This is a genomic window from Paralcaligenes ureilyticus, assembly GCF_004346225.1.
In the GTDB taxonomy this organism is placed as follows: Bacteria; Pseudomonadota; Gammaproteobacteria; order Burkholderiales; family Burkholderiaceae_B; genus Paralcaligenes; species Paralcaligenes ureilyticus.
This window is the reverse complement of record NZ_SMAJ01000021.1, coordinates 23426-48393: the sequence shown is the minus strand read 5'-3', so window position 1 is coordinate 48393 and position 24968 is coordinate 23426. Positions and strand designations below refer to the sequence as shown.

26 protein-coding genes are annotated in these 24968 nt (G+C 57.5%); 19 read left to right on the top strand and 7 right to left on the bottom strand.

Going from position 1 to position 24968, the window contains the following annotated elements:
- Positions 1 to 207: 207 nt before the first annotated feature.
- The 14 genes from EDC26_RS18410 to EDC26_RS18345 all read left to right on the top strand — a co-directional run bounded on the left by EDC26_RS18410 (position 208) and on the right by EDC26_RS18345 (position 13319).
- Complete coding sequence (locus EDC26_RS18410; RefSeq protein ID WP_165931067.1) at positions 208 to 1020, top strand: GntR family transcriptional regulator; 813 nt, start codon at positions 208 to 210, stop codon at positions 1018 to 1020.
- A 43-nt stretch (positions 1021 to 1063) separates the two neighbouring features.
- Positions 1064 to 2047 (top strand): Bug family tripartite tricarboxylate transporter substrate binding protein, encoded by a 984-nt coding sequence (locus EDC26_RS18405; protein ID WP_132585547.1) that lies wholly within the window; start codon positions 1064 to 1066, stop codon positions 2045 to 2047.
- A 4-nt stretch (positions 2048 to 2051) separates the two neighbouring features.
- Entirely contained in the window at positions 2052 to 3287 is a 1236-nt protein-coding gene (locus tag EDC26_RS18400; protein ID WP_132585544.1) for an aconitase X, read from the top strand.
- The gene (locus EDC26_RS18395) at positions 3284 to 3769 is read left to right on the top strand and encodes an aconitase X swivel domain-containing protein (RefSeq protein WP_132585541.1); all 486 of its coding nucleotides are present in this window, start codon (positions 3284 to 3286) and stop codon (positions 3767 to 3769) included. Before EDC26_RS18400 ends, EDC26_RS18395 begins: the two co-directional genes overlap by 4 nt.
- A gap of 268 nt (positions 3770 to 4037) precedes the next feature.
- Positions 4038 to 5348 carry an MFS transporter gene (locus tag EDC26_RS18390; protein ID WP_132585538.1) on the top strand — a complete coding sequence of 437 codons (1311 nt, stop codon included), beginning with the start codon at positions 4038 to 4040 and terminating at the stop codon, positions 5346 to 5348.
- A 90-nt stretch (positions 5349 to 5438) separates the two neighbouring features.
- Positions 5439 to 6194, top strand: a complete 756-nt coding sequence (locus EDC26_RS18385) for an aspartate/glutamate racemase family protein (RefSeq protein WP_132585535.1) — start codon at positions 5439 to 5441, stop codon at positions 6192 to 6194.
- Positions 6195 to 6415: 221 nt separating this feature from the next.
- A complete protein-coding gene (locus tag EDC26_RS18380; RefSeq protein ID WP_132585532.1) occupies positions 6416 to 7087 on the top strand; it encodes a GntR family transcriptional regulator in 672 nt (223 codons plus the stop codon).
- A gap of 22 nt (positions 7088 to 7109) precedes the next feature.
- Positions 7110 to 7838: a maleate cis-trans isomerase family protein gene (locus EDC26_RS18375; protein WP_132585529.1), complete on the top strand. Its 729-nt coding sequence runs from the start codon at positions 7110 to 7112 to the stop codon at positions 7836 to 7838.
- A gap of 11 nt (positions 7839 to 7849) precedes the next feature.
- On the top strand, positions 7850 to 9253 hold the full coding sequence (gene hydA, locus EDC26_RS18370) for a dihydropyrimidinase (protein ID WP_132585526.1): 1404 nt from the start codon (positions 7850 to 7852) through the stop codon (positions 9251 to 9253).
- 118 nt (positions 9254 to 9371) lie between these two features.
- The gene (locus tag EDC26_RS18365) at positions 9372 to 10061 is read left to right on the top strand and encodes a DUF2946 family protein (RefSeq protein WP_132585523.1); all 690 of its coding nucleotides are present in this window, start codon (positions 9372 to 9374) and stop codon (positions 10059 to 10061) included.
- A 9-nt stretch (positions 10062 to 10070) separates the two neighbouring features.
- A complete protein-coding gene (locus EDC26_RS18360; protein WP_132585520.1) occupies positions 10071 to 10661 on the top strand; it encodes an NUDIX hydrolase in 591 nt (196 codons plus the stop codon).
- 10 nt (positions 10662 to 10671) lie between these two features.
- Positions 10672 to 11424, top strand: coding sequence for a leucyl/phenylalanyl-tRNA--protein transferase (aat, locus tag EDC26_RS18355; protein ID WP_132585517.1), 753 nt, complete (start codon positions 10672 to 10674; stop codon positions 11422 to 11424).
- A gap of 62 nt (positions 11425 to 11486) precedes the next feature.
- Positions 11487 to 12224, top strand: a complete 738-nt coding sequence (locus EDC26_RS18350; RefSeq protein WP_132585514.1) for an arginyltransferase — start codon at positions 11487 to 11489, stop codon at positions 12222 to 12224.
- Positions 12225 to 12281: 57 nt separating this feature from the next.
- Entirely contained in the window at positions 12282 to 13319 is a 1038-nt protein-coding gene (locus EDC26_RS18345) for a quinone-dependent dihydroorotate dehydrogenase (protein WP_132585511.1), read from the top strand.
- A 111-nt stretch (positions 13320 to 13430) separates the two neighbouring features.
- On the opposite strand, the gene phaP is transcribed toward EDC26_RS18345, so the two are convergent.
- From phaP to EDC26_RS18325, 4 genes are all read right to left on the bottom strand, one after another.
- The gene (phaP, locus tag EDC26_RS18340; RefSeq protein ID WP_132585508.1) at positions 13431 to 14006 is read right to left on the bottom strand and encodes a TIGR01841 family phasin; all 576 of its coding nucleotides are present in this window, start codon (positions 14004 to 14006) and stop codon (positions 13431 to 13433) included.
- A gap of 336 nt (positions 14007 to 14342) precedes the next feature.
- Entirely contained in the window at positions 14343 to 15167 is an 825-nt protein-coding gene (locus EDC26_RS18335; RefSeq protein ID WP_132585505.1) for an IclR family transcriptional regulator, read from the bottom strand.
- Between the two features lie 207 nt (positions 15168 to 15374).
- Positions 15375 to 16181 carry a competence/damage-inducible protein A gene (locus EDC26_RS18330; protein WP_132585502.1) on the bottom strand — a complete coding sequence of 269 codons (807 nt, stop codon included), beginning with the start codon at positions 16179 to 16181 and terminating at the stop codon, positions 15375 to 15377.
- 97 nt (positions 16182 to 16278) lie between these two features.
- Positions 16279 to 17085: an EI24 domain-containing protein gene (locus EDC26_RS18325; protein WP_132585499.1), complete on the bottom strand. Its 807-nt coding sequence runs from the start codon at positions 17083 to 17085 to the stop codon at positions 16279 to 16281.
- 60 nt (positions 17086 to 17145) lie between these two features.
- Here EDC26_RS18325 and EDC26_RS18320 point away from each other — a divergent pair, with 60 nt between their 5' ends.
- Entirely contained in the window at positions 17146 to 17538 is a 393-nt protein-coding gene (locus EDC26_RS18320) for a thioredoxin family protein (RefSeq protein WP_132585496.1), read from the top strand.
- On the opposite strand, the gene EDC26_RS18315 is transcribed toward EDC26_RS18320, so the two are convergent.
- Positions 17515 to 18936 (bottom strand): DEAD/DEAH box helicase, encoded by a 1422-nt coding sequence (locus EDC26_RS18315; protein WP_132585493.1) that lies wholly within the window; start codon positions 18934 to 18936, stop codon positions 17515 to 17517. The genes EDC26_RS18320 and EDC26_RS18315 overlap by 24 nt on opposite strands.
- Positions 18937 to 19142: 206 nt before the next feature.
- Here EDC26_RS18315 and EDC26_RS18310 point away from each other — a divergent pair, with 206 nt between their 5' ends.
- The 4 genes from EDC26_RS18310 to EDC26_RS18295 are packed head-to-tail and all read left to right on the top strand — an operon-like array spanning position 19143 to position 21896.
- Positions 19143 to 20063 carry a branched-chain amino acid transaminase gene (locus EDC26_RS18310; protein WP_132585490.1) on the top strand — a complete coding sequence of 307 codons (921 nt, stop codon included), beginning with the start codon at positions 19143 to 19145 and terminating at the stop codon, positions 20061 to 20063.
- 42 nt (positions 20064 to 20105) lie between these two features.
- On the top strand, positions 20106 to 20318 hold the full coding sequence (locus tag EDC26_RS18305) for a zinc-finger domain-containing protein (protein ID WP_132585487.1): 213 nt from the start codon (positions 20106 to 20108) through the stop codon (positions 20316 to 20318).
- 55 nt (positions 20319 to 20373) lie between these two features.
- A complete protein-coding gene (locus EDC26_RS18300; protein ID WP_132585484.1) occupies positions 20374 to 20796 on the top strand; it encodes a YybH family protein in 423 nt (140 codons plus the stop codon).
- A gap of 8 nt (positions 20797 to 20804) precedes the next feature.
- A complete protein-coding gene (locus EDC26_RS18295) occupies positions 20805 to 21896 on the top strand; it encodes a YheT family hydrolase (protein ID WP_132585481.1) in 1092 nt (363 codons plus the stop codon).
- Between the two features lie 636 nt (positions 21897 to 22532).
- Here the strand turns inward: EDC26_RS18295 and EDC26_RS18290 are convergent.
- Both EDC26_RS18290 and EDC26_RS18285 read right to left on the bottom strand, forming a co-directional pair.
- Positions 22533 to 23984: a M48 family metalloprotease gene (locus tag EDC26_RS18290; RefSeq protein ID WP_425012896.1), complete on the bottom strand. Its 1452-nt coding sequence runs from the start codon at positions 23982 to 23984 to the stop codon at positions 22533 to 22535.
- Between the two features lie 88 nt (positions 23985 to 24072).
- The gene (locus tag EDC26_RS18285; protein WP_132585478.1) at positions 24073 to 24942 is read right to left on the bottom strand and encodes a cytochrome c oxidase assembly protein; all 870 of its coding nucleotides are present in this window, start codon (positions 24940 to 24942) and stop codon (positions 24073 to 24075) included.
- Between the last annotated feature and the right edge of the window lie 26 nt (positions 24943 to 24968).

The following is a 24968-nucleotide window of genomic DNA, read 5'->3' as shown; positions in this document are numbered from 1 at the left end:
TATTAATGGCAGCCACAAGGGCTGCCGCTACAAATACGCGTCCGTCAATCATGTAGCGGCAGCCCTTGTGGCTGCCACCCCAGTCGGCCCGCGATTGATTTAGCAACGGAATTGCGCCGTGCGCGAAGCTTGCCCGCATTAAAAAACATAGCGTAAATTTGCCCGCTTATTCTATAATGTATTAATACAATATAGGACATTATGATCATGCGACGCAGCATCAAGAAAGCCGCGGCATCGCAAGCCGTGCTTGATCCCCTCTGCGAAGAACCTCTCTATATGCAAATTGCCAATCGCCTGGCAAACGAGATTTCGACGGGCCGTCTGGCCCCGGGCATGCGCATACCCAGCGAAACCGAACTGATGTCCATGCATGGTGTCAGCCGCATTACCGTGCGCCAGGCCATTGCGCTGCTCACCCGCAATGGGCAGGTCGTGGCGCATCGCGGCAAGGGCACGTTTGTGTCGCGGCCGCCCCTGCATCAAGACCTGAGCATGCTTCAAGGGTTTCAGGATGCCTTGCGCAACCAGGGCGTCGAGCCTCAGACCGAGCTGCTCGAATTTTCGATTTCGGCGGGCCGCACCGATCGAACGCTTGCCCACGGGCTCGATCTGCCGGTGCGCCTGCGGCGCCGCTACTGTGTGGACGGACAGCCTTTCGCCGTCGTGGAAGCATTTTTGCCCGCATCGGCCGCAGCGGTGGGCGAAAAGCGCGCACGTGACTTGATAGTCTATGAAATCCTGCAACAGTTTCTTGGCTTGCGCATTGGCCGCGCCGACGTGGTCATCCGATGCGCGCCGGCAACCGTCCAAGTGGCGCGTGAGCTAAGCATCAATGCTCGAACCAATGTGCTTGTCATGGAAAGGACGTCTCGCACGGCCCCAGGGACCATTTGCGAGTTCACGCGTATCTACATTATTCCGGAGCGCTATACGTTCAGATTAAGCTTGCCCGGGCCGCTGGAGATTGCAAGCGCCTTACGTCCGGTCGAAACCGCCAAAAGGCTGAAACTGCACTAATACACCGAAAGACAGCCTGTTTGATTAACCAGGAGGTAGTGCCATGTCATTTTCGAACCGCCGCCGTCAGCTGATCATTGCACCTGTAATCACCGGGCTATCAAGTCTTTGTTATTCCATGCAGGCATTTGCGCAAGCCTATCCATCCCGAAAAATCAGAATGGTCGTGCCTTTTCCCGCGGGCGGGCCAACCGACATTGTGGCCCGCCCCCTGGCGAAACTGCTTGGCGATATGTTGAAGCAGCAGGTTTATATCGATAATCGGGGGGGCGCAGGCGGATCGATCGGCGCAGACGCGGTCGCCATGGCGGCGCCCGATGGCTATACGCTGCTTATGGGAACGGTCGGCACCAATGCCATCAATGCCACGCTGTACAAAAAATTACCCTACGATGTCACGGCGAGCTTTACGCCCATCGCCACCATCGCCAGTGCGCCCATCGGCATTGTGGTCAACGCCAAGGCAGGCTTCAAGACCTTGGCAGACCTTATCGCCCAGGCCCGCGCCAACCCCGGGTCGATCAATTATGGCTCGGCAGGCAACGGAACTCCCGGCCACCTCGCGGGCGCCATGTTCTGCAAAGCCGCCGGCATCAAACTGACCCATGTCCCCTACAAAGGCAGCGCCCCGGCGGTCACTGACCTGATAGGCGGGACTATCCCATTGATGTTCGATCCGGTCCAGTCGATATTGCCGCATGTGCTTAGCGGTAGCCTGATTGCACTGGCTGTAACAAGCCTCACCCGATCCAAAGTGCTGCCCAATGTACCTACCGTGTCCGAGTCCGGGATCAAGGGCTTCGAAGCGACCGCGTGGTGGGCCGTTTTCGCCCCGGCGAAGTTGCCGCCCGAGGTAAAACAAAAATTGACCTCTGCCCTCGAAAACATCGTCCGGTCCGACAGCTATGCGCGCAGGCTCAGTGACATCGGCGTACAAACCCTGGATATCCCCCTGGCGCCGTTTCAACAAAAGGAAATTGCCAAATGGGGCGACGCCGTTCGCGAAACAGGCCTTTCTCTGGAGTGAAACCTTGAATTTAAACGATGAAGAAAAAGCCATGCTGGCCGGAGAGTTCGGCCAGGTCGCCAGGATTGCCATCAGGCATCAGATCACCGTGGGCGATTTTTTCGGTGCGCAGGATTTTGTTCCGGTCACGCAAGCCCATGTGATGGCCGATACCGAAAGCCTGGGGCAGGCGGGCGTGCTGTGGCTCGAAAGCTTGGCCGAGGCCAAGGACGGCCGGCATCGGGTGCGGGTGCCAACCATCACGGATCCACGCGGAACAGACTTTTCAAAAGCGGATGTCATTGGCCAGGCCGACTGGATGCTGCACCTGGAAAGACGCGCGATCGATGCCTTTGTGGCGCTGGGTGTCAGCATGACAGACACCTGCATCAATTACCAGACGGTGCTGTCCGCCACGCGCGGCGAACATGTCGCCTTTGGCGATACGGGAGTCGTGATCTACTCCAACTCGGTCAATGGCGCCCGATCCAATTTCGAAGGCGGCCCGTCCGCGCTATCGGCCGGCTTGACGGGCCGTACGCCGCGCTACGGCTTCCATCTCGACAAACACCGGCAGGCGACGTTGCACGTGTCCGTGGAATGGACCCCGCGCACCCTTAACGAATGGGGGGCGCTCGGCGGCGTCATCGGACGCCTGGCCGGAAACTATTGGCAGGTGCCCGTCATCGAAGGCATCGACCGCTCTCCCTCTTCGGACGAACTCAAGCATTTCGGCGCAGCCATGGCCAGTTTCGGGTCGACCGCGCTCTATCATATTGTCGGGATCACACCCGAAGCCTTTCGCGCGCAGGACGTGAACGGCCATATGTTGCCGCTACGACATCACATAGGCAAGAGCGACATCGACGCACTACAGGCAAGCTATGCCGTCGACAACCGAGTCGATGTCGTCGTGTTTTCGGCGCCGCAACTCAGTCTGTTCGAATTGCGATCCATTGCCGAATTAAGTCAAGGACGCACATTCAAGGTGCCCTTATTGGCGATCACCAGCCCGCAAATCAAGCCGGACGCCGATCGGTTCGGCTACACCGAAATCATTGAATCGGCCGGCGGCACGGTGATGTCGGGCATGTGTTTCTACCAGTCTTATGCGCGCGAAATTGCAGAAACCAAAGGCTGGAAACACCTGGCAACCAATAGCGCAAAACTGGTCAACATTCTGGGCGGATACGGCTATGTGCCCAAACTCGCATCCATGGAAGCCTGCATCGCGGCAGCTGAAAAAGGGGAACTTCAATGAAAGAATTGATATTGCAGGCCCGCCAGGCAATGGGGCATAACGTGGCAGGAAAGGCTCTTGTCGCCCACGACGGCCTTTCGGCGCGTTACGATCTGGATCGGCTTCGTGGAGTGTTTTCGCGGCCCACCCATAAACTGGCCGGACAGTCTTATGTCGACTGCATCCTGGTGCTCGACACGGCCAAGGGCGGCGTCGCCAGCGCATGGATGCTGTATGAAATGCGCTCGCGCAACATGGCTCCGCGGGCCATTGTGTTCAATTCGGTCAATACCATTCTGGTGCAAGGCGCGGCGCTGGCCGGCATCACCATGCTGGCGGGCTTCGATGCAGACATTACGGCTCTCGTGCCGCACGGGGCACAGGTCGAGGTTGATACGCAACTCAAGACGCTACGCGTCATTGACCGGCTTGGCGAGCCTATTGCCGATCCCATAGACACTATAGATGGCGTCCGGTTGAGTCCAGTACGCGGGCCTCGGTGAGTGGGTGACCTTCTTGGGCAACCGCTATCAAGACCCCTGCCTACCACACTGGCAATACAAAAATATCCCTTTGTTTCACAACAAAAAGAATCCCCATATAAATTGTAAACAATAATATTAATATCGTTGACATTATCTATTGTTTATGTCCACAATATGATTATCCAACAAGTAGACTCGTGCCAGAGTTTGCAAAAATTGGAATAAAAATTGTGTGCGCTGCACTGTTTCATGCATGCAAACAAAACATAATCATTGGAGACAAGCCATGGAAGCTCAACTCGAGGTCAACGCCAGCCAGTCCGCCGCCGCCGCGCCTACCCGCGTGCGATGGAAAATATTTTTTCTGATACTGTTCCTGGTTACCATCAACTATGTCGATCGGGCGTCCATATCGGTCGCCATGCCGTTGATCGGCAAAGAGTTCGATATTGGTCCAGCGGTACAAGGCTTGCTGCTAAGCTCATTTTTCTGGACCTACGCCTTTATGCAAATCCCTGGCGGCATGCTGGCGGACAGGTTCGGGCCACGTGTGGTGATCGCTGGCGCAACGTTTTTCTGGGGCCTGTTCCAGGCGCTCGCCGCAGCGTCGGTGAGCTGGGTGATTCTGCTTCTTACTCGCTTAGGCCTTGGTGCATCCGAAGCACCGATCTATCCCGCCGGCGGCAAACTCAATGCCATGTGGATGACACAAAACGAACGCGGACGTGGCGCGACACTCCTGGATGGCGGCGCCCCATTAGGCTCCGCTCTCGGTGCCATCTTGATCTCGTTTCTGATTGTCATCTTTCACTCGTGGCGCGCAGCCTTCATTATCGCTGGCGTAGGCACGATGATCGCCGGGCTTTGGGCGTGGTATTACATACGCAACAATCCACGTGAACATCCCAGCGCCAACGACGCTGAGGCTCGTCATATCGAAGCCAGTCATGCAATGGAACAGGTTACGGAGCCGGCCATCGTCAGCGGCCGTTTGCTGGACTTTTTTAAATACCGGTCTGTGTGGGGCATGTTCTTCGGCTGGATGTTTTTCAATACCCTGTTCTACGGCCTGCTGACCTGGATACCCAGCTATCTTTCCGAAGCGCGTGGATTGAACATCAAACAGATGGGCGGCGCCGTATTCATCATGTTCTTTGCGGGCTTTGTTGGCGAATTGGTGGGCGGCTGGCTGGCGGACAAATGGCGGGCTGCCGGCGCCTCGCAAGGCAAAGTGATGCGTACGCTATGCGGCGTTGCGTCAATTCTCGCTACCGTGTCCATATTCAGTGTTTCGCAAATTACCGATCCCGTTGCCGTAGTTGTCATGCTGTCGGCCACGCTGTTCTTTCTGCGCTGGTGCGGCCTCTACTGGTGCATTCCCGCGATTCTCGGTACGCGCAATACAGTGGGCTTTTTAGGCGGCACCATGAATCTGGGCGGCAACATCGCCGGTGTAGGCGTGCCTATCCTGGTGGGTCTGATCGTACAAATGACCGGGTCCTTTTTTCTGGCATTCATGCTGTTTGCAGCGGCGGGGGTAGGCCTATTCGTTTGCTCTACCTTGCTCATTGATTACAGCAAGAAGCTGCCTGTCTGACGTCAAGGCCAGACAGCGCCACTATTGGCAACTCGGTGAAAGCCTCAGAATTCATTTTGAGGCTTTCAATAAATCAATAAAGAGTCTCTAATGCGTATCCTGTTGATTAACCCCAATACGTCCCAAAGCGTTTCCGATCTGATTGCGGCCGAGGCTAGGCGCGCCGCATCAGCCTCCACCCATATCGACGTCGTGACAGCGCCATTGGGAGTGGCATACATAGAAACCCGCTTTGAAGCGCTGATAGGCGCATACGCCGCCGCCAACCTGGCCGCCGAGAAAGCGTCCAAATACGATGCACTCGTGATTGCCGCCTTCGGAGATCCTGGGCTATGGGGCATCCGCGAAGCGGTCGATATCCCTGTGATCGGACTCACGGAAGCCGCGCTCATGAGCGCCTGCATGTTGGGCAATCGCTTTTCGATTATTGCTATCTCACACCGGATCACAGCCTGGTACCGCGAATGTGTGCAGGCTAATGGGCTGGCAGGACGCCTGGCCAGCATACGCTGCCTACAGCAACCGCTGCAGGATATCGGCACGGTGCAAACCGATCATGAAAGTCGGCTGCGTGAACTGTGCATGCAGGCGATTGACGCAGACGGGGCTGATGTACTGATTCTGGCTGGCGCACCCCTGGCAGGTTTGGCCCGCACCATACGAAATGATATTCCCGTGCCTTTAGTCGAGGGGGTTTCCAGCGCGGTGCGACATGCCGAGACCTTGATCGCATTGGCGCCTGGCACAGCTGAAAGAGGCAGCTTTTCACCGCCGCCGCCTAAGCCAAATCAAGGCTTGTCGGCGGCAATGCAAGCGTTGCTGAAGCGCGAACGTCCGCCAATATAGCCATGCCTGCATAGGTTTCAGCTCGCAGACGCACAGAGGCACGCGTATATAATCGATCCAGGAAAAAATGTTCACAATCCGGCACTGTGATGTTTACTTAGTTGTTCAAACCCTCATCGCTGGCCGGCCACTTTATTTTTGAATAATTCAGGAGACGCGGATTGGACGTATCTGCGACATCGACGGTATTTAATGCTCCCATCCCGTCAAAAGGGCATGAGATGGCAAACGATGAAATCTATCAGCGAATCCAGGTGGCCATTATGGAGCGCCGGCTGGCTCCTGGCACCAAACTGGCGGAAGAGCGTCTGACGGAAGCCACAGGCGCGAGTCGCGCTAAAGTGCGCCAAGTGCTAAGCCGCCTGGCGCACGAGAAAGTGGTTACGCTTATTCCGAACCGCGGCGCGTTTATTGCTCGCCCAACAACGCAAGAAGCGCGTGAACTGTTCACCACACGCCGCCTGATCGAACCGGGCATGGTGGACCTGCTCGCAAGGCAGGTCACGCCAGCCCAAGTACGCACGCTGCGCCGGCACGTTGCGCAAGAACAGGAAGCCCGCAACGCCAACGACTTGCGCCGCATCATCAGGCTTTCCGGAGAGTTCCACATACATATCGCAGATATGGTCGCCAGCAGTTTCTTGCCGCGCATCATGCGCGAGTTGACCGCCTTGACTTGCCTTATCATCACTCTCTACGACAAGCCTAACACCCCCGCTTGCCCGCACCACGAACATCGCGATCTGGTTGACATGATCGAAGCGCACGATAGCGCCGGCGCGAAGCAGTGCATGCTGGATCATCTTTTGCATATCGAGCACGCATTGGATCTCGACAGTACGGAGCCCGCGCCTCCCGACTTCGACGCTATATTCAAACACGACGAAATATAGTTTTTTTCACCAAGAGACAAACATGACAAAACGCATTTTGCTGGGAATGCTGACTCCCTCCTCGAACACGGCTCTGGAACCCATCACCAGCGCAATGGTATCGGGTTTGTCCGGCGTATCGGCCCACTTCGCGCGCTTTACCGTTACCGAAATCTCCTTACGCGATCAGGCGCTAGGCCAATTCGACGATAGCAAAATAATGGAAGCCGCCAAGCTGCTGGCCGATGCGAAGGTTGACGTTATTGCCTGGAATGGAACCTCGTCAGGCTGGCTGGGCTTTGACGCCGATCAACGTCTGTGCCAGCGAATTACCGAGGTCACGGGTATTCCCGCCACCACCTCGGTGCTGGCCTTGAACGAAATTTTCGAGAAAACCGGTGTGCAAAATTTCGGCCTTGTCAGCCCTTACCTTACGGAAGTCCAGGAAAAAATTGTAGCGAACTATAAACGTTCAGGATTGAATTGCATCGCTGAGTGCCATTTGAATCTGCACGTTAATTTCTCATTTTCAGAAGTCACTGATGGGCAAATTCGCGACATGGTTACCCAAGTAGCCGCCCAAAACCCCCAAGCCATTTCAACTTTTTGCACTAACCTGAAAGCGGCGCATTTGGTTCCTGATCTCGAAGCGCTCACAGGTATTCCGGTCTATGACACGATCGCTACCGTTGTGTGGAAGTCGCTACTCATAGCCGGCTTTGATACGCGACAGGTGACAGGCTGGGGCCGTCTATTTCAAGATGTGGCATAAGCAGAAACAGCATGAGTACAAGTTTTGATTTGATGATCTGCAATGCGGACATTGCAACCGCCTCGGATCGTTTCAAATGCGATATCGGCATCAGGCATGGAAAAATTGCGGCGCTCGGCCTGGAGCTGGGCGAGGCCGCTGAAACCATCGACGCCTCCGGCCTGTTGGTATTGCCAGGCGGTATAGACGCACATTGTCACTTGGACCAACCCATGCCGCACGGCTTGCGCATGGCGGATGATTTTGCCTCAGGCACGCGATCGGCCGCCTGTGGAGGGACAACCACGGTCATTCCGTTTGCTGCCCAAACCAAAGGAGGATCACTACAAGCAGCGGTCGATGATTATCACAATCGTGCTGCAGGCAAAGCCGCTATTGATTATGCGTTCCACTTAATCGTCACCGACCCGACGCCGGAGGTACTGCAAAACGAGCTGCCTCGCTTGATTCAAGAGGGCTACACCTCGTTCAAGATCTATATGACATACGATGATCTCAAACTGAATGACCACGAGATCCTCAAGGTGCTCGACGTTGCCCGAACCCATGATGCGCTGGTCATGATCCATGCCGAGAACTCCGACTGCATCACGTGGCTTACTGAACGCCTGGCCAGCCAAGGGCATACCGCGCCAAAGTTTCACGCAATCTCACGGCCGATGGCCGTCGAACGCGAAGCGACCCACAGAGCGATCACCTTTTCCGAACTCGCCGGAGTCCCCATTCTTATCGTCCATGTATCGGGCCGCGAGGCTATTGAACAAATACGCTGGGCGCACGGGCGCGGATTGCGAATTTATGCTGAAACCTGCCCACAATACCTGTTTCTGACAGAACAAGACCTGGATGCTGATGGGTACCAGGGTGCGAAATGCATTTGCAGCCCTCCTCCCCGTGACAAGCAAAACCAGGAAGCGGTCTGGAATGGCTTGGCTCATAACGTTTTTTCAATATTTTCATCGGACCATGCCGCTTTTCGTTACGACGACCCGCAAGGCAAGAAATTCAAAGGCAAAGAACAGGCTTTTCAATACATCCCAAATGGAATTCCTGGCCTTGAAACGCGGCTTCCCCTGTTGTTCTCTGGCGGGGTGATGACGGGCCGTATCGACATTCATCAATTCGTGGCACTCACGGCGACCAATCCTGCAAAAATGTACGGACTGTATCCGCGCAAGGGCTCAATTATGGTGGGCGCCGATGCCGATATTGCCTTGTGGGACACCAAGCGCCGCGTGGTTATCGATAATGGAATCCTGCACCACAATGTCGACTACACACCGTATCAGGGCATGGAAGTTCAAGGTTGGCCAATACTCACTCTTTCACGCGGCAAAGTGGTCAGCCGGGAATTCTCCTTTTTAGGCAACTCGGGCGCCGGCGAATTTTTACCTTGCGCCAAGCCCATGGTCTAAAAATGCCGACACCATTGCCCGAATGGTTTGGCAGCGCCAAAATAAGCATTAACGCCTAAATATCAAGCCGTAACGGTGTTAATGTCTACTGATTGAGGGCAACTGGCACGATTTATCCATGGACGTCAACGTAATTGCCGCGATCTCGCGGTGGCCCAATGTTCCCGACGTTTTCGGCTGGCTGTCGCTCACCGAGCGTGGCGAATGGCGTTTGCATCCGCGCGGCGATGCGCTGTCCACGGCTGTGGGTGAATCGATCGCCAACCCCCAGATCCTACAGTTTATCGGGCGCAATTACACAGGCGACGAGGAGGGACGATGGTACTTTCAGAACGGCCCACAAAAAGTCTTTGTACGGCTGGATGCGGCGCCGTATATCTTGCGCACGACCAATGAAACCCTTGGCCTGCGCACGCATAATGGACTGGATGTAAGTGATGTGCGAGGCTGGTGGCTGGATGACGACGGACGGCTTTACGCCCAGACGGAACACGGCCCGGGTTTGATTGCCGGCCGGGATCTGGCGGCTGTACTGGCAGGGCTTTATACGGTGGAAGGGGAACGTTTGATGGATGCCCTGGAGGGGGAGCCCGACGGAGGTCTGGGAGATATTGAATTACCTCGGCGGGAGCCTATTCGAGTAGCGGGTTGGGTGGCAGCCGTTTCTGGACGAGTGACACCCACAAGCGGTGCCGCTACGTCTGGGCAAATGTCACCTGCAGGGGGTGCCGCCACGCTACTCAATTTTTGCACTGCGGCCGCGATTCCGGAAATACTGGGGTTTGTCCGTTATCCGAAGGGCGATTAATATTGGGCTATGACTGAACGCGCCCCCACTTTTTACTTCCCCGCCCCCCGGACACAAAAATTTTGTAGTCAATGCGGCTCGCCACTGACTCGCATGGTACCGCCCGACGACAACCGGCAGCGCGATGTATGCGAGCACTGCGGCGCCATCCACTATCAGAACCCGCGTAATGTGGTGGGCGTGCTGCCCGTCTGGGAAGACAAGATTCTGCTGTGTCGCCGGGCGATCGAGCCGCGCTACAACACGTGGACGCTGCCGGCCGGGTTTATGGAACTGGGTGAAACCACGGCACATGGCGCGGTGCGCGAAACAGACGAAGAAGCCGGGGTTCAGATCGAACTGGGGCCGCTTTATACCGTTATCGACGTCCCGCACGCGGAACAGGTTCATTTTTTCTATCTGGCCAAGGTGCTCGATCCCGGCTTGAATCCAGGCCCCGAAACACTTGAAGCGGGCTACTTCGCCGCGCACGAAATCCCCTGGGAAGAATTGTCGTTCCGAACGGTCATCACAACACTGGAACACTATCTGCACGACAAAAAAAACGGGGTGTTCCCGATACATCACTACTCGGTTCCCCATCCTCTGCCGAAAGGTTAAGGACTGCACCTTGCACACCCTGGTCTGGCTAGACGGTACGACTCCCCTGCCGCATCCGAGCACAGCGCATGCAGACGGGCTGTTGGCGGCAGGCGGCGAGCTATCGATTGCACGCCTGACCGAGGCCTATTCCAAAGGCATCTTCCCCTGGTTCAGCGAAGGAAACCCGGTGCTGTGGTGGAGCCTGGATCCGCGCATGGTGCTGGTCTGCGCGCAGTTTTCGCCGTCCCATTCATTGCGTAAAAAGCTGCGTCAACTGGCTCGGCGCGAATTCGATCGCGATGCTCCGATCCAAATCAGAATGAATACCGCGTTTGCCGATGTCATGACGGCCTGTGCGGCCCCCAGGGACGGGCAAGACGGCACCTGGATTTGCCCGCAAATTCGAGAGGCCTACCTGGCCTGGCATCACGCCGGACAGGTCCACAGCATCGAAACCTGGCAAGACAACCGCTTGGTCGGCGGCCTGTACGGTGTGAGCCTCGGTGGCGTATTTTGCGGCGAATCCATGTTCAGCCGTATCGATGACGGCTCTAAACTGGCCCTGGCTTATTTGGTCAAATTCTTGACGCGCCATAATGTGCCACTCATTGACTGCCAGCAGCAAACCGGGCACCTGGCCAGCCTGGGCGCACGGCCGATTCCACGCACCAAGTTCCTGCTTTATCTGCAAGCAGCCTTGCAGCAGCCCACTCCGCCCTGGGGGTCCGGGCAGCTCTTGCAATCGGGCGAACTTGCCCCCTTGCCGCTAAAAACGCCATAATGGTTTGAAGCGGTCTGCTCCGCACCTGCGAAACAGACCTCTAACTTTAGCCAGGCCTCGCCATGAGCCATCCGACCGAACTCAATTTTAAAACCTTGCAGTTTTATGCGACAGCGCCCTACCCGTGCAGCTATCTGCCCGACCATGTCGCCCGCTCTCAGGTGGCCGCGCCCGCGCACCTGATCGACACGGCGACGTACTCCAGGCTTGTCGAGCAAGGTTTTCGACGCAGCGGCCTGTTCACATACCGGCCGCACTGCGATACCTGCCAGGCCTGCATCTCCATTCGCGTGGACACGCAACGGTTTCGCCCCAACCGCACCCAGCGCAAAGCATGGAACCATCATCACAATTTGCAAAGCCATGCCATGCCGCTGCACTGGGAGGCCGAGCACTTTGATCTGTACCGCCGCTATCAGGCCGGCCGCCACGCCGGAGACGGCATGGACGAAGACAGCCAGGCCCAGTACACACAGTTTCTACTGACCAGCCGGATCGACTCGCATCTGGTGGAATTTCGTTCCCCGGCAGGCGTGCTGCAAATGGTGTCGATGATCGACTGCCTGGAAAACGGCTTGTCGTCGGTCTATACCTTTTTTGACCCCAACGCGAAAGGCAGCCTGGGCACATACGGCATACTCTGGCAAATCGAACGTTGCAAGGAAATCGGCCTGCCCTGGTTATACCTGGGGTACTGGATCGGGGAAAGCCGTAAAATGGCGTACAAATCGCAATTCAGACCTTGCCAGATTCTGCGGCAGGGAGTTTGGGCCGAGCAGAGCGACCCGGCCAAACCGTGAAGCGCGTATCCGTTTTTCCAGCCACTCCAAAGAGCCGCCAGGCCATTAAGCCTCTTCATGTCATTCCTGTTTAATTCCTACGCGCTGGTCCGGCCGGCCTTGTTCTCCCTGGACGCCGAAACAGCGCATGAGCTGACTCTGCGATCGCTGCAAAAAAGCTATGATTGCCGCCTGACCCGCGGGCTTCTGCATGACCAGCCCGGCCAACCGGTCCGCCTGATGGGCCTGGATGTGCGAAACCCTGTAGGCCTGGCCGCCGGCCTGGATAAAAACGGCGCTCACATCGACGCGCTGGGAAACCTGGGCTTCGGCTTTATCGAAGTCGGGACCGTTACCCCCAAACCCCAACCCGGCAACCCCAAGCCGCGCATGTATCGGTTGCCGCGCGCCCAGGCCCTCATCAACCGCCTGGGCTTCAACAACCGCGGCCTGGCCACCTTCATCGAGAATGTAAAGGGCAGCCAGTGGCGCGCCCAGGGCGGAATCCTTGGTCTGAATATCGGCAAAAATGCCAATACGCCTATCGCTCACGCAGTCGACGATTATCTTCTGGGGCTCGAAGGGGTCTACCCGCATGCCGACTACGTTACCGTCAATATTTCCTCGCCCAACACTCGCGATCTGCGCAGCCTGCAGGGCCAGGACGAGCTGGCGGGCCTGCTGGGGCCTTTGCAGGAAAAGCGCAAGGCGCTGGCCGATCAGCACGGACGGCTTGTGCCGCTGGTCGTTAAAATTGCACCCGACCTAAGCACCGAACAGATCGACGTCATTGCGGATGCCCTGCCGCGTTACGAAATCGATGGCGTCATTGCCACCAACACCACCCTATCGCGCGACGGCGTGCAGGGCTTGCCCCATGCGCACGAAGCCGGCGGCTTGTCGGGCCCGCCTGTCCATGCACTGTCGCTAGCCGTCATTGCGCGGCTCAGACAGCAATTGGGAAACTCATTGGCCATCATCGGCGTGGGAGGCATCACCACTGGCCAACAAGCGCAAGAAAAAATCGCAGCCGGAGCCGATGTGGTTCAACTCTATACGGGCCTGATCTATCGCGGCCCGGCTCTCATAGACGAATGCGTGCGGGCTCTCTCATAAAAAAAACCCCGGAAGCCATCTCCGGGGTTCAATACAGCTCAAGTCTACGGTAGTACTGCAAAATCTACTGCGTGAGCGATGTCAGAGACATCGCATACAACGGCCTAGCCTTTAAGCAGCGGTACGGCGTGCGCGAGGAGCCTTGGCGGCATCGGCGGCGTCGGTCGCAGCCTTGAAGGTTGCGTTGGTCGCGGCATTGATGTTCGATTCAGCGACTTCGGCAGCCTGCTTGGCAGCCTTGCTAACCGATTCGTAAGCACTGGCGGCATTAGCCAGCGTGGACTTCAGCAAGGCCACGGCGCTTTCCGAACCCGTAGGGGCGTTTTTCGAAAACTGCTCGATGGCTTCAGTCACTTGTTGCTGGCCTTGGGCGATTTGCGCTTCGGTCAGTTTGGACAGATCGGCTTGCACACCCGACACGATATCGTAAATATGCTTGCTGTAAGCCAACGCTTTTTCGGCGCCGGGCTGAACCAGGCCCGAGGTAAAGGTCATCGCTTCTTGCGCATCTTTGACTTCGATGGCTTGCTGCGATTTTTGGGCGACTTCGTCCAAAGTTGCTTTCAATACTTTGATGTTCAAGTCGACGAGCTTTTCGAAACCACCGAAAAACGTGCCTTGAACGGCAAGAAATTTGTCCAGGGAGGCTTTTTGGCTAGCCAAAACTTGTTGGGGGATTGCGCTCATGATCATTTCCTTCGTTAAGCCGGCTGTTTGTCGGCCGTAATAATTGAACAAGGGTTCAAATTAAGTTTGAAGAAGGCTAAGCAAATCACCTAACTGTGAAAACCTTCTTTGTTGCACTGCACAATTGAAATTCTACATGAATGAAATAGGCTGTCAAGCATTATTTGTTGCGATGCAACAAAAGCCCGGATTATTTGAAATGAGATGTATCCGATCGGTTTGAACAAGTGTCGGGGCGCCAAGGAAGCAGGAGTGACAGCCTGGTCAGTTTGCCTGGGAATTTGGTCAATTTGATGACGATTTTGCGCCGTCTTGCGGGTGCCGCCAGGCCAATAGCTAGGACGACCCCGATGAATCCCCGCCCTCGTAACCCAGGGCTTCAGAAATTTGCGCGGCGGTGCGTTGCAGGATGCTGATCCATTCGTCACGCATACGTTCGGCGGGAGCTGAGATCGACAACCCGGCCTGCAATTTGCCGGTATCGTCGTATACCCCTGCGGCAATGCAGCGCACACCCAGCTCCAGCTCTTCGTTGTCGCGCGAATAACCGTGACGCCGCACCAGGGCGAGATCCCGCTCGAGTTGGTCGATTTGCGTAATGCTGTTGCGCGTGGTGCCCGCCAGGCCGGTGCGCATGGCGTATGCCTTCACCTGACGAGGGTCGCTGGTCGAGAGGAACAACTTGCCGGTCGACGTCAGATGCAACGGCGCCCGCCCGCCTATGGCCCGAACCACCTGCATCCCCGAACGCTCACTCCACGAGCGTTCGATATACACAATTTCGTCACCCTGCTGCAGCGATAGATTAACGGTCTGTCCCGTAATCCTGTGCAGCTCCCGCATCGGCTCCAGCGCCACTTCCCGCACATTCAGGCGCCCCTTGACCAACGAACCCAGTTCCAGCAGGCGCATGCCCAGTTGGTAAAGGCCGCTGTCGACCCGCTCTACGTAGCGCCCTACGACCAGATCATTCAAAATTCGATGGGCAGTAGACGTATGCAACCCCGTTACCGCGGCAATATCCTTCAAGGCGACAGGCTCTGCCTGTCTGGCCAGGACATCCAGCAACAGCATCGCCCGCTCCAGCACCTGAATCGTGATGGGCGATCCATTGGTAGATGAGGCCAAGGAGGCCGACGTAAAAACAGGAGATCTGGGCATGGTTTTCGGTTGACGCAGCGCAACATTCCCATAATATGAAAAAAAAGGGGTTGGGCGCAAGTTTTTTTTGCGTAAAGGGTCGCCGCGAGGGGTCGCGTTGCAGATCTGGCATTGATGGCAGCCACAAGGGCTGCCGCTACATGAGTGACGGTCGCGTTTTTGTAGCGGCACCCCTTGTGGGTGCCATGCCGGCAACCAGGCCGGCGCCTACTCTTCGGGAGGAGTCAGCGACCCGCCCACATTCAGGACTTCGCTGCGCAAAAAGGCCAAGGCCTGCGCGGCAGCGATGGGTTCGCCCTTGACGCCAAGGTCAATATGCGGATGGCCGGTTTCACCCATGCTGGGCAGGCTGAAAGCCTTGACGCCAGGCCACTTCTGTTCCAGCGCTTCCAGAGCCGGCGTGATTCGCGACTCGGGCAATTTGAATGCCAGGAAGGAATGTTCCACCCGTGTGACGTGGTGATGCCATTGACGATAGCGCGTGTCGAGCGTCCATTCCATCATGGGCCAGGCCATGACGGGAAACCCCGGCATAAAGGTATGGTTGCGAATGAAAAACCCGGGAATCTTGTTGTAGGGGTTGGGCACGATCTCGGCGCCCACGGGAAACACGCCCATTTGCAGGCGCTGCTGATTTTCGGCCAAAGACATGTCCGCGCTGCCCGAACCGCGGCGCGCATTATCGGCGCAACGCTCGGCAATCAGGCGCTCGGCCTCGGGATGCAAGGCCAGCCCGACACCCAGAGCCTGCGCGGCCGCCTGACGGGTCTGGTCGTCGGGCGTGGCACCAATGCCGCCGCAGCTAAACACAATATCGTCGCTGGCAAAACTGCGCGTGAGCGTATCGGCTATGGTTGTGCGATCGTCGGACACGAACTCGGCGCCGCCCAACTGCATGCCGCGCTGCGACAGCAGCTCAACCATTTTGGCGAAATGCTTGTCTTCACGGCGGCCGGAAAGGATTTCATCGCCGATGATGATTAGCCGGACCCGCGGCGCGTTAACTGTGCTCATACAAAATCTCGTGCTGAAAAAGGGGATGTTATTCCATTTCTAGATCAATCGCGGGTTGGGTGACATGGCACCCACAAGGGGTGCCGCTACAGGCGACTCAGACATCGATAATGGACTCCAGGCGCAATTGCCGCAACGCTTCCAGGCCGTAATGGGCGAACACCAGCGCGGAAAACACCGGCAAGATAATCCAGGCGGGCGGGAACAGGTTGATGAGCGACAGGCATAGGCCTATCAGCCAGAATTGCTTCTTATGCCGACGCCATAAAATTCGCCGTTCCTGGGCGCTGGCATGCTCGATTACGGCATCGACCTTCAACATGCCGCTAAAGGCAAAGGCCCACCACAAAACCGGCAGCACCAACGCCAGGGGCGGAATCAGCCACAAAGGCATGGTCAGCAACCAGCCTACGGCAAAAACGGTACCTACCCAGACGGCGTTCCAGACGCTTACCGCGGTAGAGAACTGGCCCTGACGCTTCAAACCGGCATAGTCGCGCGCCTCCAGATGCCTGAGCACAATAGGCATAACAAAAATCGCGGCGATCACCAGGCCCATAATGCCCGCAACGGGCAGCAAAATACCTGCCGCCATCAGAGGTACCAGATACAGCTTGATGGAAAAAAGCCCGATCGCCAGCATCCACTGATCGATGTGGTTGAGTACGCCCCAGCCCGAGGCCTGGGTGTCCAGCCAATGCGTGAGCGGCGTCCAGAACCCCCAAAGCAATAAAATGGCTCCCAGCACCGCAATCAGCAGTGGCATGAAAATGGCCAGCAGCATTTTGGGATGGCACTGGGAAACCAGGGCCCGTCTGAAGGCCAGCCCGATTCCTGCAAAGCCCCGCGAGACCGATGAAGCCTGCCGCCGGATCGTCAGATTGGAGTTGCTTGTTATCGCCATTGGGAAGTTTGAAAGTTGGTATCATGACTATCATAGTCAAACTTGACGCGATATTCCTCTATGCTCGTATTTAATCCGTTACACAATCTATCGGCTCTGTCGGCGCGGCTCGAGGCCTTCCAGGGCCTGGTCATAGTCTGCTATTGCGCGCAATGGTGCGATACCTGCAAAAAATACGAAACGGACTTCCAGCAACTGGCCGGTGAATATCCGCAACACGTTTTTGTCTGGATCGATATCGAAGAAAACCCCGAACTGCTGGGCGATGAAGACGTCGAGAACTTCCCCACCGTGTCTGTGCAAAACGCGCAAGGCCATCGGTTTTTCGGCACCTTGATGCCCTATATCAGCCACCTTGCGCGGCTGATAGACCAGATTGAAGCAAACGAGGGCAAGGCGACGGCGGATGGCCCGCCGCTGCTCGCTTCTTTACTGGCGCCTTCCGCCCAGTAAAACGCCCACCCCTTTTCGGGCGGCAACCGCCTTGGCCGGATTAACCTCGGCCTCGGCCACAACAGCGGACGAGACCTGGGGCACATAGGGTTTGGAGAAAAAATCGTCTACCGGCGGCGTCGAGCCAAAGCCGGAGGAATAGCCGCCGCGCCGGCCGCGATCGTGGCTGCCGTTTGCGCGGTCGCGGCCATGGACGCGCTCGCGGCTGGCAACACCCACACGCGCCGCAGGCGGCAGCGCCAAGTGCCCACGCGGAATCTTGGCCTTGATAAGTTTTTCGATATCGAACAAGTAACGCTCTTCGTCGGGAGCGTAAAAGGCAATGGCCTCGCCCGACGCTCCGGCGCGCGCCGTGCGGCCGATGCGATGCACGTAATCTTCTGCGTTGTAAGGCAGGTCGTAATTGATCACGCAAGGTACACCTGGCATGTCCAGGCCCCGCGCCGCCACGTCGGTGGCCACCAGAACCTCGAGCTCGCCGGCTTTGAAGGCTTCAAGCGCCTTCATCCGATCGAGCTGGCTTTTATCGCCATGGATGGATTCCGCCTTGACGCCATCGCGCTCCAGTTGGCGGGCCAGGCGGCTCGTGCCGATTTTGGTGTTCGAAAACACAATCACCTGGTTCAGGCCGCGCGACTTGACCAAATGCACCACGGCGGCGCGTTTGTCGTCGCCCGACAACGGATAGGCGATTTGCGATACGTTTTCGGCCGTTGCATTGCGGGCCGCGACCTCGATTTCGGCCGGATTATTCAGAAAACTGCGCCCCAGCTTGCGAATTTCGTTGCTGAAGGTGGCCGAAAACAGCAAGCCCTGACGCTGTGCAGGCAACAGGCGAATGATGCGGTCCAGGTCGGGCAGAAAGCCCATGTCCAGCATCCGGTCGCCTTCATCCAGCACCAGTATGCCAACCTGGCTCAGATTGACGTTTTTTTGTTCAACGTGGTCGAGCAAGCGGCCCGGCGTGGCAATCAGTATCTCGCAACCGCGCCGCAAGGCGTCGCGCTGCGGCCCGATATCGACACCGCCAAACACCACAGCCGAACGCAAAGGCGTTGCCTGGCAGTAGCGAATGACATTGTCGGACACCTGATCGGCCAGTTCGCGCGTGGGAGTCAGGATCAGCGCGCGCACCGGATGGCGCGCAGGCGATGCACTGCTGCTGGCAAAAGGCATTAGCCGGTGCAATATCGGCAAGGTAAATGCCGCTGTTTTCCCCGTCCCGGTTTGCGCCGCCCCCATGACGTCCCGCCCATCCATCACAATAGGGATGGCCTGAGCTTGTATGGGGGTGGGAGTGGTGTATCCGGTTTCAGCGACAGCTTGCAGAATGTTTGGGTGCAGGCCAAAGTCGGCAAACGTGGTGGCGGGGGTATCAGAGAGGGTAAATTCAGTCATTGAGAGTGGTAGACGCCTGACACGGGAACACCCCGGACACGCTTTTATAATCCGCCTATTTTAGCGCAGCATGGCTGGCGCACGATAACTGGCCTGTCGCCGAGGCCCGAAGTGTCGTTAAATATCCACGAAATAGGACACCAGGCAGGCCTTTAGCGCCCAATCCCCTGCTTGCTACAATGAGGGCTCAATTTCAGGAGTGCATTATGTCGATGTCCGATCGAGACGGTTTTATCTGGTATGACGGCAAACTTGTGCCGTGGCGCGACGCCACCACCCACGTCCTGACGCACTCCCTGCACTATGGCCTGTCTGTCTTTGAAGGCGTACGCGCCTACCACACCGACATCGGCACCGCGATTTTCAAGCTTCACGAACATACCAAGCGCCTGTTCAATTCGGCCCATATCTATCAAATGCCCATACCCTATGATCGCGAAACGATCATCGAGGCGCAATGCGAAGTCGTGCGGCGTAATCAGCTGCGATCATGCTACATCCGCCCCATCGTGTTCTACGGCTCGGAAAAAATGGGCGTGTCGCCCCGAGGCGCGCAGGTACACGTGGCGATTGCCGCATGGCCATGGGGTGCGTATCTGGGCGAAGAGGCATTGAAACAAGGTATACGCGTCAAGATATCTTCCTATGCGCGCCAGCACGTTAACGTGACGATGCCGCGAGCCAAGGTCGCAAGCACCTACGCCAACTCGATTATCGCCAACGCCGAGGCCCTGGACCACGGCTACGATGAAGCCATTTTGCTGGACACCGACGGTTTTGTCGCCGAAGGCTCGGGCGAAAACATTTTTATCGTCAAGGACGGCGCGCTGTGCGAGCCTGAAATCGCCTCGGCGCTAACAGGCATTACACGCTCGACCATACACACCCTGGCCTCCGACCTGGGCATCCCGCTACACACCAAACGCCTGACGCGCGACGACCTGTATATTGCCGACGAAGCCTTTTTTACGGGCACGGCCGCCGAAGTCACACCTATCCGCGAGGTGGATAGACGCGTCATCGGTTCGGGCAGCCGCGGGCCGGTTACCGAGAAACTGCAAAAAGCTTTTTTCGATGTGGTCAATGGCCGCAACCCCAAATACCTGAGCTGGCTCACCAAGGTATAAATCCACGCTTATCCAGATCCCATTTATTCTCAGGAAAACTCCATGTCCAGCGTCGCCAAGCCATTCCAGCCCGAGCAAGCCACCGTTTTTGTCCAGGCCAGTGATTTGCCGGTTTACTGCCCGGGACCTCATGCGCCGCTTTGGAGCATGCACCCGCGGGTCTATATCGAGGTTGTCAAAACCGGCAAGGCCTCATGCCCGTATTGCGGCGCGACCTACCAGCTTAAAGAGGGCGAGCACGTATCCGGACACTAGACGGCGGGCGTACCGACACTCCATGCCCTTCTCAACCACGTGCTGATTATCATTCATGTTTGCCACTCCCGACGAAGCCGAACACGCTTTTTACGAAGCCCTGCGTCAGGCCGATTTGACGCGACTGATGCAGGTCTGGGCAGACGATGAAGAAATCGTCTGCGTACACCCAAGCGGCATGCGTCTGACCGGCTACGCGGCGGTATACAGCTCATGGCAACAAATCCTGGCCGACGGGCCATTGATGATTTACCCGATGCATCCCGTCGCCATGACTACTCTGTTAAGCGCCGTTCATGTCCTGATCGAACAAGTCACGCTGGCCGGCGCGGACGCCGGGAAGACCGTCAACTTCCACACCAGCAATGTCTTTCATAAAAGCCCAACCGGCTGGCGCATGGTGTTGCATCATGTCTCGAATGCACCGGCTGACGCCAGGATGTTCGACCTGCAGGACATCCCCGATACCTTGCATTAAAGACTGTTTTGACCGCACAGATAGATTCCTCGCCCTGCTCCAACCCGGTATGGCTGCCCGGGCGCAATACGCAAACCCTGTTTGGCGCCCTGGGCGCCCGGTACCACCGGATAGCGTTCGTGCGTGATCGGGTCGACACGCCCGATGGCGACTTTATCGATTTCGACTGGGCTGGCCCGGGCCTGTTCTCCGATCGAACGGCACAAGGGAAATCGGTCAGGCCCGACCCGGCACTGGCCGGGACGGCGGCAAGGCGCTGGATTCAGAAAGATGATTGGGAAAATTTGCCGGCGACCCGCGACACGCCTGCACTGGTTTTGTTTCATGGCCTGGAAGGCAGCAGCCGCAGCCATTATGCGCAAGCCATTGCGCAGTATTTCAGGGCACGCGGCTGGATTGTGGCCATTGCGCATTTTCGCAGCTGCTCGGGGTTTTCGAACCGTATGGCACGGGCCTATTTTTCGGGCGATTCGGCCGATCTGGATTTTATGTTTCGTACGGTCCGCGCTCGCGCGCCTTACGCGAAATGGCACGCTGTTGGCGTGTCGCTGGGAGGCAATGCCATGCTGAAGTATCTGGGCGAGAATCCTGTGGATTCCCGGTGGCTGGCGGCGAGCGCGGCGATCTCGGTGCCGCTGGATCTGACGGCGAGCGGCCATGCTTTGACGGACACTTTTGCCGGGCGTTATGTGTATACGCCGTATTTCCTGAAGACGATGAAGGAAAAGGTGCTGGAAAAGAGCAGACGTTTTCCGGGCGTCATTGATGTGTTCAGGCTGGGCCAGGCGAGAAGCCTGCATGATTTTGACGATATCTATACGGCGCCTATGCATGGGTATAAAAATGCGTTGGATTATTGGTCGCGCGCGTCGAGCAAGCCTCACCTGAAGACTATTGGTGTGCCTACGCTGGTGCTCAATGCGCGCAACGATCCTTTTGTCCCGGAGCCGTCGCTGCCGGGCTCGAACGAGTGCTCGGACCAGGTGTTGTTGCACCAGCCGGCTGAAGGCGGTCACGCTGCCTTCGTGAGCGGGCCGTTTCCGGGAAATATAGGCTGGCTGCCACAACGCATTGCACGTTATTTCGAGGCGGGGATTTGAGTTGTGTAGCGGCCGCCCTGTAGCGCCACCCCTCGTGGGTGGCATTCGCTGCACGTGGCATTTCCGGTAAATGGCGTTTGATGGATGGCATTATTTTTCTGTGTCACCCTATCTTGGCTATAGAACCTTCTAGCCCCGCATCGTGGCCGGTTAAGGCAGGTCGGGCTCGAACGTGCACGGTCATGGCTGCGCCATGACTCCCCGCGCGCAGGACCAGCTTCGGGGCGGCGTGCGAACTCGCAAGATGACCCGTCCACTGGACGGGTCAAAACGCTTGCTCAAACAGCGCACGCCTTGGATCCCCGAAGCCGGCCCTGCACACGGCGTGCCCGAATCGCCCGCCCCACCTTAACCGGCCACGATGCTCATGTAGTGGATGTTTGGGGGGTCGTTGCTGATTCTGGTGGGCGTGACCGTTGGTGGATTCATTGGCGCAATCGTCATTGAATCCGATTGGCGTGATTGTCGTTCATGTAGCGGCAGCCCTTGTGGCTGCCAAAATCGTTGAGAACCGAGGCGGTACTTATAGAGCGCCGATGGCAGCCACAAGGGCTGCCGCTACATGAACGACGGATACGTTTTTGTGGGGCGACCCTTGCGGCCACTCGACGATCTGGCGGCCACATGGCCGCCCCGTTATTTCTGTTTAAAACGCTGCAGCAGTTCGCGCTCGGTGTCCAGCCGTCGCCTGATGTCGCGAATTTGCGCATCGAGTTCGGACTGCGTATAGAAGTCGTTCGATAAGCTGCGCGCTTGCTGCAGTTGTTCAACCGCTGTCGATAAGGCGCCGGTCTGTATGTAATACTGGGCCATGGCGCGCCGCGCCTGCACTTTTTCCCCGATGCGCTCGTAGCTTTGCGCTTGCAGCTGATGCAACGTGGCGAGATCGGGCCACTGGGCGATGCGTTGGGTCAGAAACTGGATGGCTTCTTTGTCGTGCCCGTCTTTTTGCAAAACGTCCACCCTGGCCAAAGCCACTGCCTGATTGTCGGGCCAGCGCGTCCCCGCGGCCTGTGCCTGGGCGCGCGCGGATTTCAGATCGCCGCGTTGGCTGGCCAGTTGAATTGCCAGACGCGCCAGCTCTGGCGAATCGATGCCGTCTGCGCGAGCCTTTTGCAGGGCGGTATCGGCCTGGTCGAATCGGTTATTTTTCCAGGCCGCATAGGCCAGCCCGTACCAGGCGGCCGAGCGCTGGACGCCGGTCAAAGAACCGGCATCCTGTCGCAGTTGCCGCAACGCCTCTTCACGAGCCTGGCGGTCTTGCGCCTGAACTACACGCAGCTTGGCGCGCAAATACCAAAAGGTATCCGAATCGCGATGATGCACCGGAGCCAATTCACGCGCCCGGTTTTCAATATCGGACAAGCGTTGTATGGATAAGGGGTGGTTGCTGGTGTAGGCGTTGCCGCCGGCACCTTCGTTCAGGCCCGACTGCCTCATCAACAGGGTAAACATTTGCACCATGCCCTGCGGGTCGTAGCCGGCGCGGCGCAGCATGTCGAAGCCCGTGCGATCGGCCTCCTGTTCGGCCTGCCGCGAAAACCCGAGCTGGCGATCCACCGCGGCCGCCTGGCCGAAAGTGGCCATGCCCATTGCCAGGTCGCCGCTACCCGCTATGGCAGCCAGCAGGGCTGCCGCCATCGAGACCAGCATCAGGTGGCTATTCTGGGTTTGCTGTGTCATGCCGCGAGCAATATGCCGCAACACTACGTGGCCAATTTCATGAGCCAGCACCGATGCCAGTTCGGACTCGTTTTGTGCCGACACAAGCAAACCGCTGTTGACCCCCACATACCCGCCGGGCAAGGCAAACGCGTTGATTTGCGGATCCCGCACGCCAAAAACGGTAATGCGCCAAGGGCCGCCGGGCGCACCGGCCACCAATTTATGCCCCATATCGGTCAGGTATTGATTGAGATCGGGGTCGTTGATATAGGTTGAATCGTGCCGCCCCTGCTCCATGATGGCGTCGCCCAAAGTCCGTTCCAGCGCGGGCGAGAGTTCGGCCGAGGACGCAGCCCCCATGCTGGGAATGCCAATGGGCTGAGCACGAAGGTGCAACGGCAGCACACTCAGGATTGCGGCCATGACGGCCGAACACAGCCTGAAACCGCACGTTCTGGACACCCTGGCAGCGCCGTTCACGCGATGATGTCCATGAACACCGCCTATTCCCCTATACCGTCAGCGGGGCCTGTTTTGCCTGCTGCGCCTGCTGCATCCGCGCGCGCTTGTTGGGCAAGCGCCCTTTGGACGACAGGCGCATCAACGTTCCCAAGGCAAACAACAAGCCAAACACTTCGATGATTCCGGCCGGAATCCACATGGTCAAGCCGCCAAGCGTCTGATCCATGGCTGCCGATATACTGGGAATAGCCCGGCCGCACAAGGCGAAGACTGGATAGATATCGTGCTGGGTAAAGGTAATGATCGCTCCCACCAGCATTTGCGGCGCCATGGTGAGAACCGGAGAAATGATGCGGCCGCCCGGAGACATGGCCGCCGGAGGGCTGGGCCGCCGATCGAGAATCAGGTTCCAGTACATGAATCCGCTGGCCACAACCGACCAGTTCATGAAGCGATAAAGACGCCAGTCCAGCATGGAATAGAACTGGATGGAGGGGACCAGCCATATCACGACAAAGAAAACAAAGAGACACGGGACCAGAATCTTGTGCGTCAGCAGCGTTTCAAGCCCATGGCCGACGCGCGTGCGGCGAAAGTCGCGTAGGGCAAAACGCCAGCGCGAGGGCAGGCCGGCCCGCATGACCTGCCCCGGGTAGGCGCCCATGATGAGCAAGGGCCCAAAGTGATGCAACACCAAATGCTGCAGGCGATGCACAAAAAACATGCGCTCGGCGTAGTAGTCGATGCGGGTGTGCAGCGACAAATATAAAAAAATGAGGCCCAGCCAGAACAAAGCCTGCCGCACGATGGTTACATGATGAACCCGGGTGCCACGCACAAACAGACCGCCGCCAACAAAAAACAGTAGCAACAACGTTGGAGAAAACTCCCAGGGCGTGAGCCAGGCCAGCAAATCCATGAGCCAAAAATCCGGTAAAAGCTTGA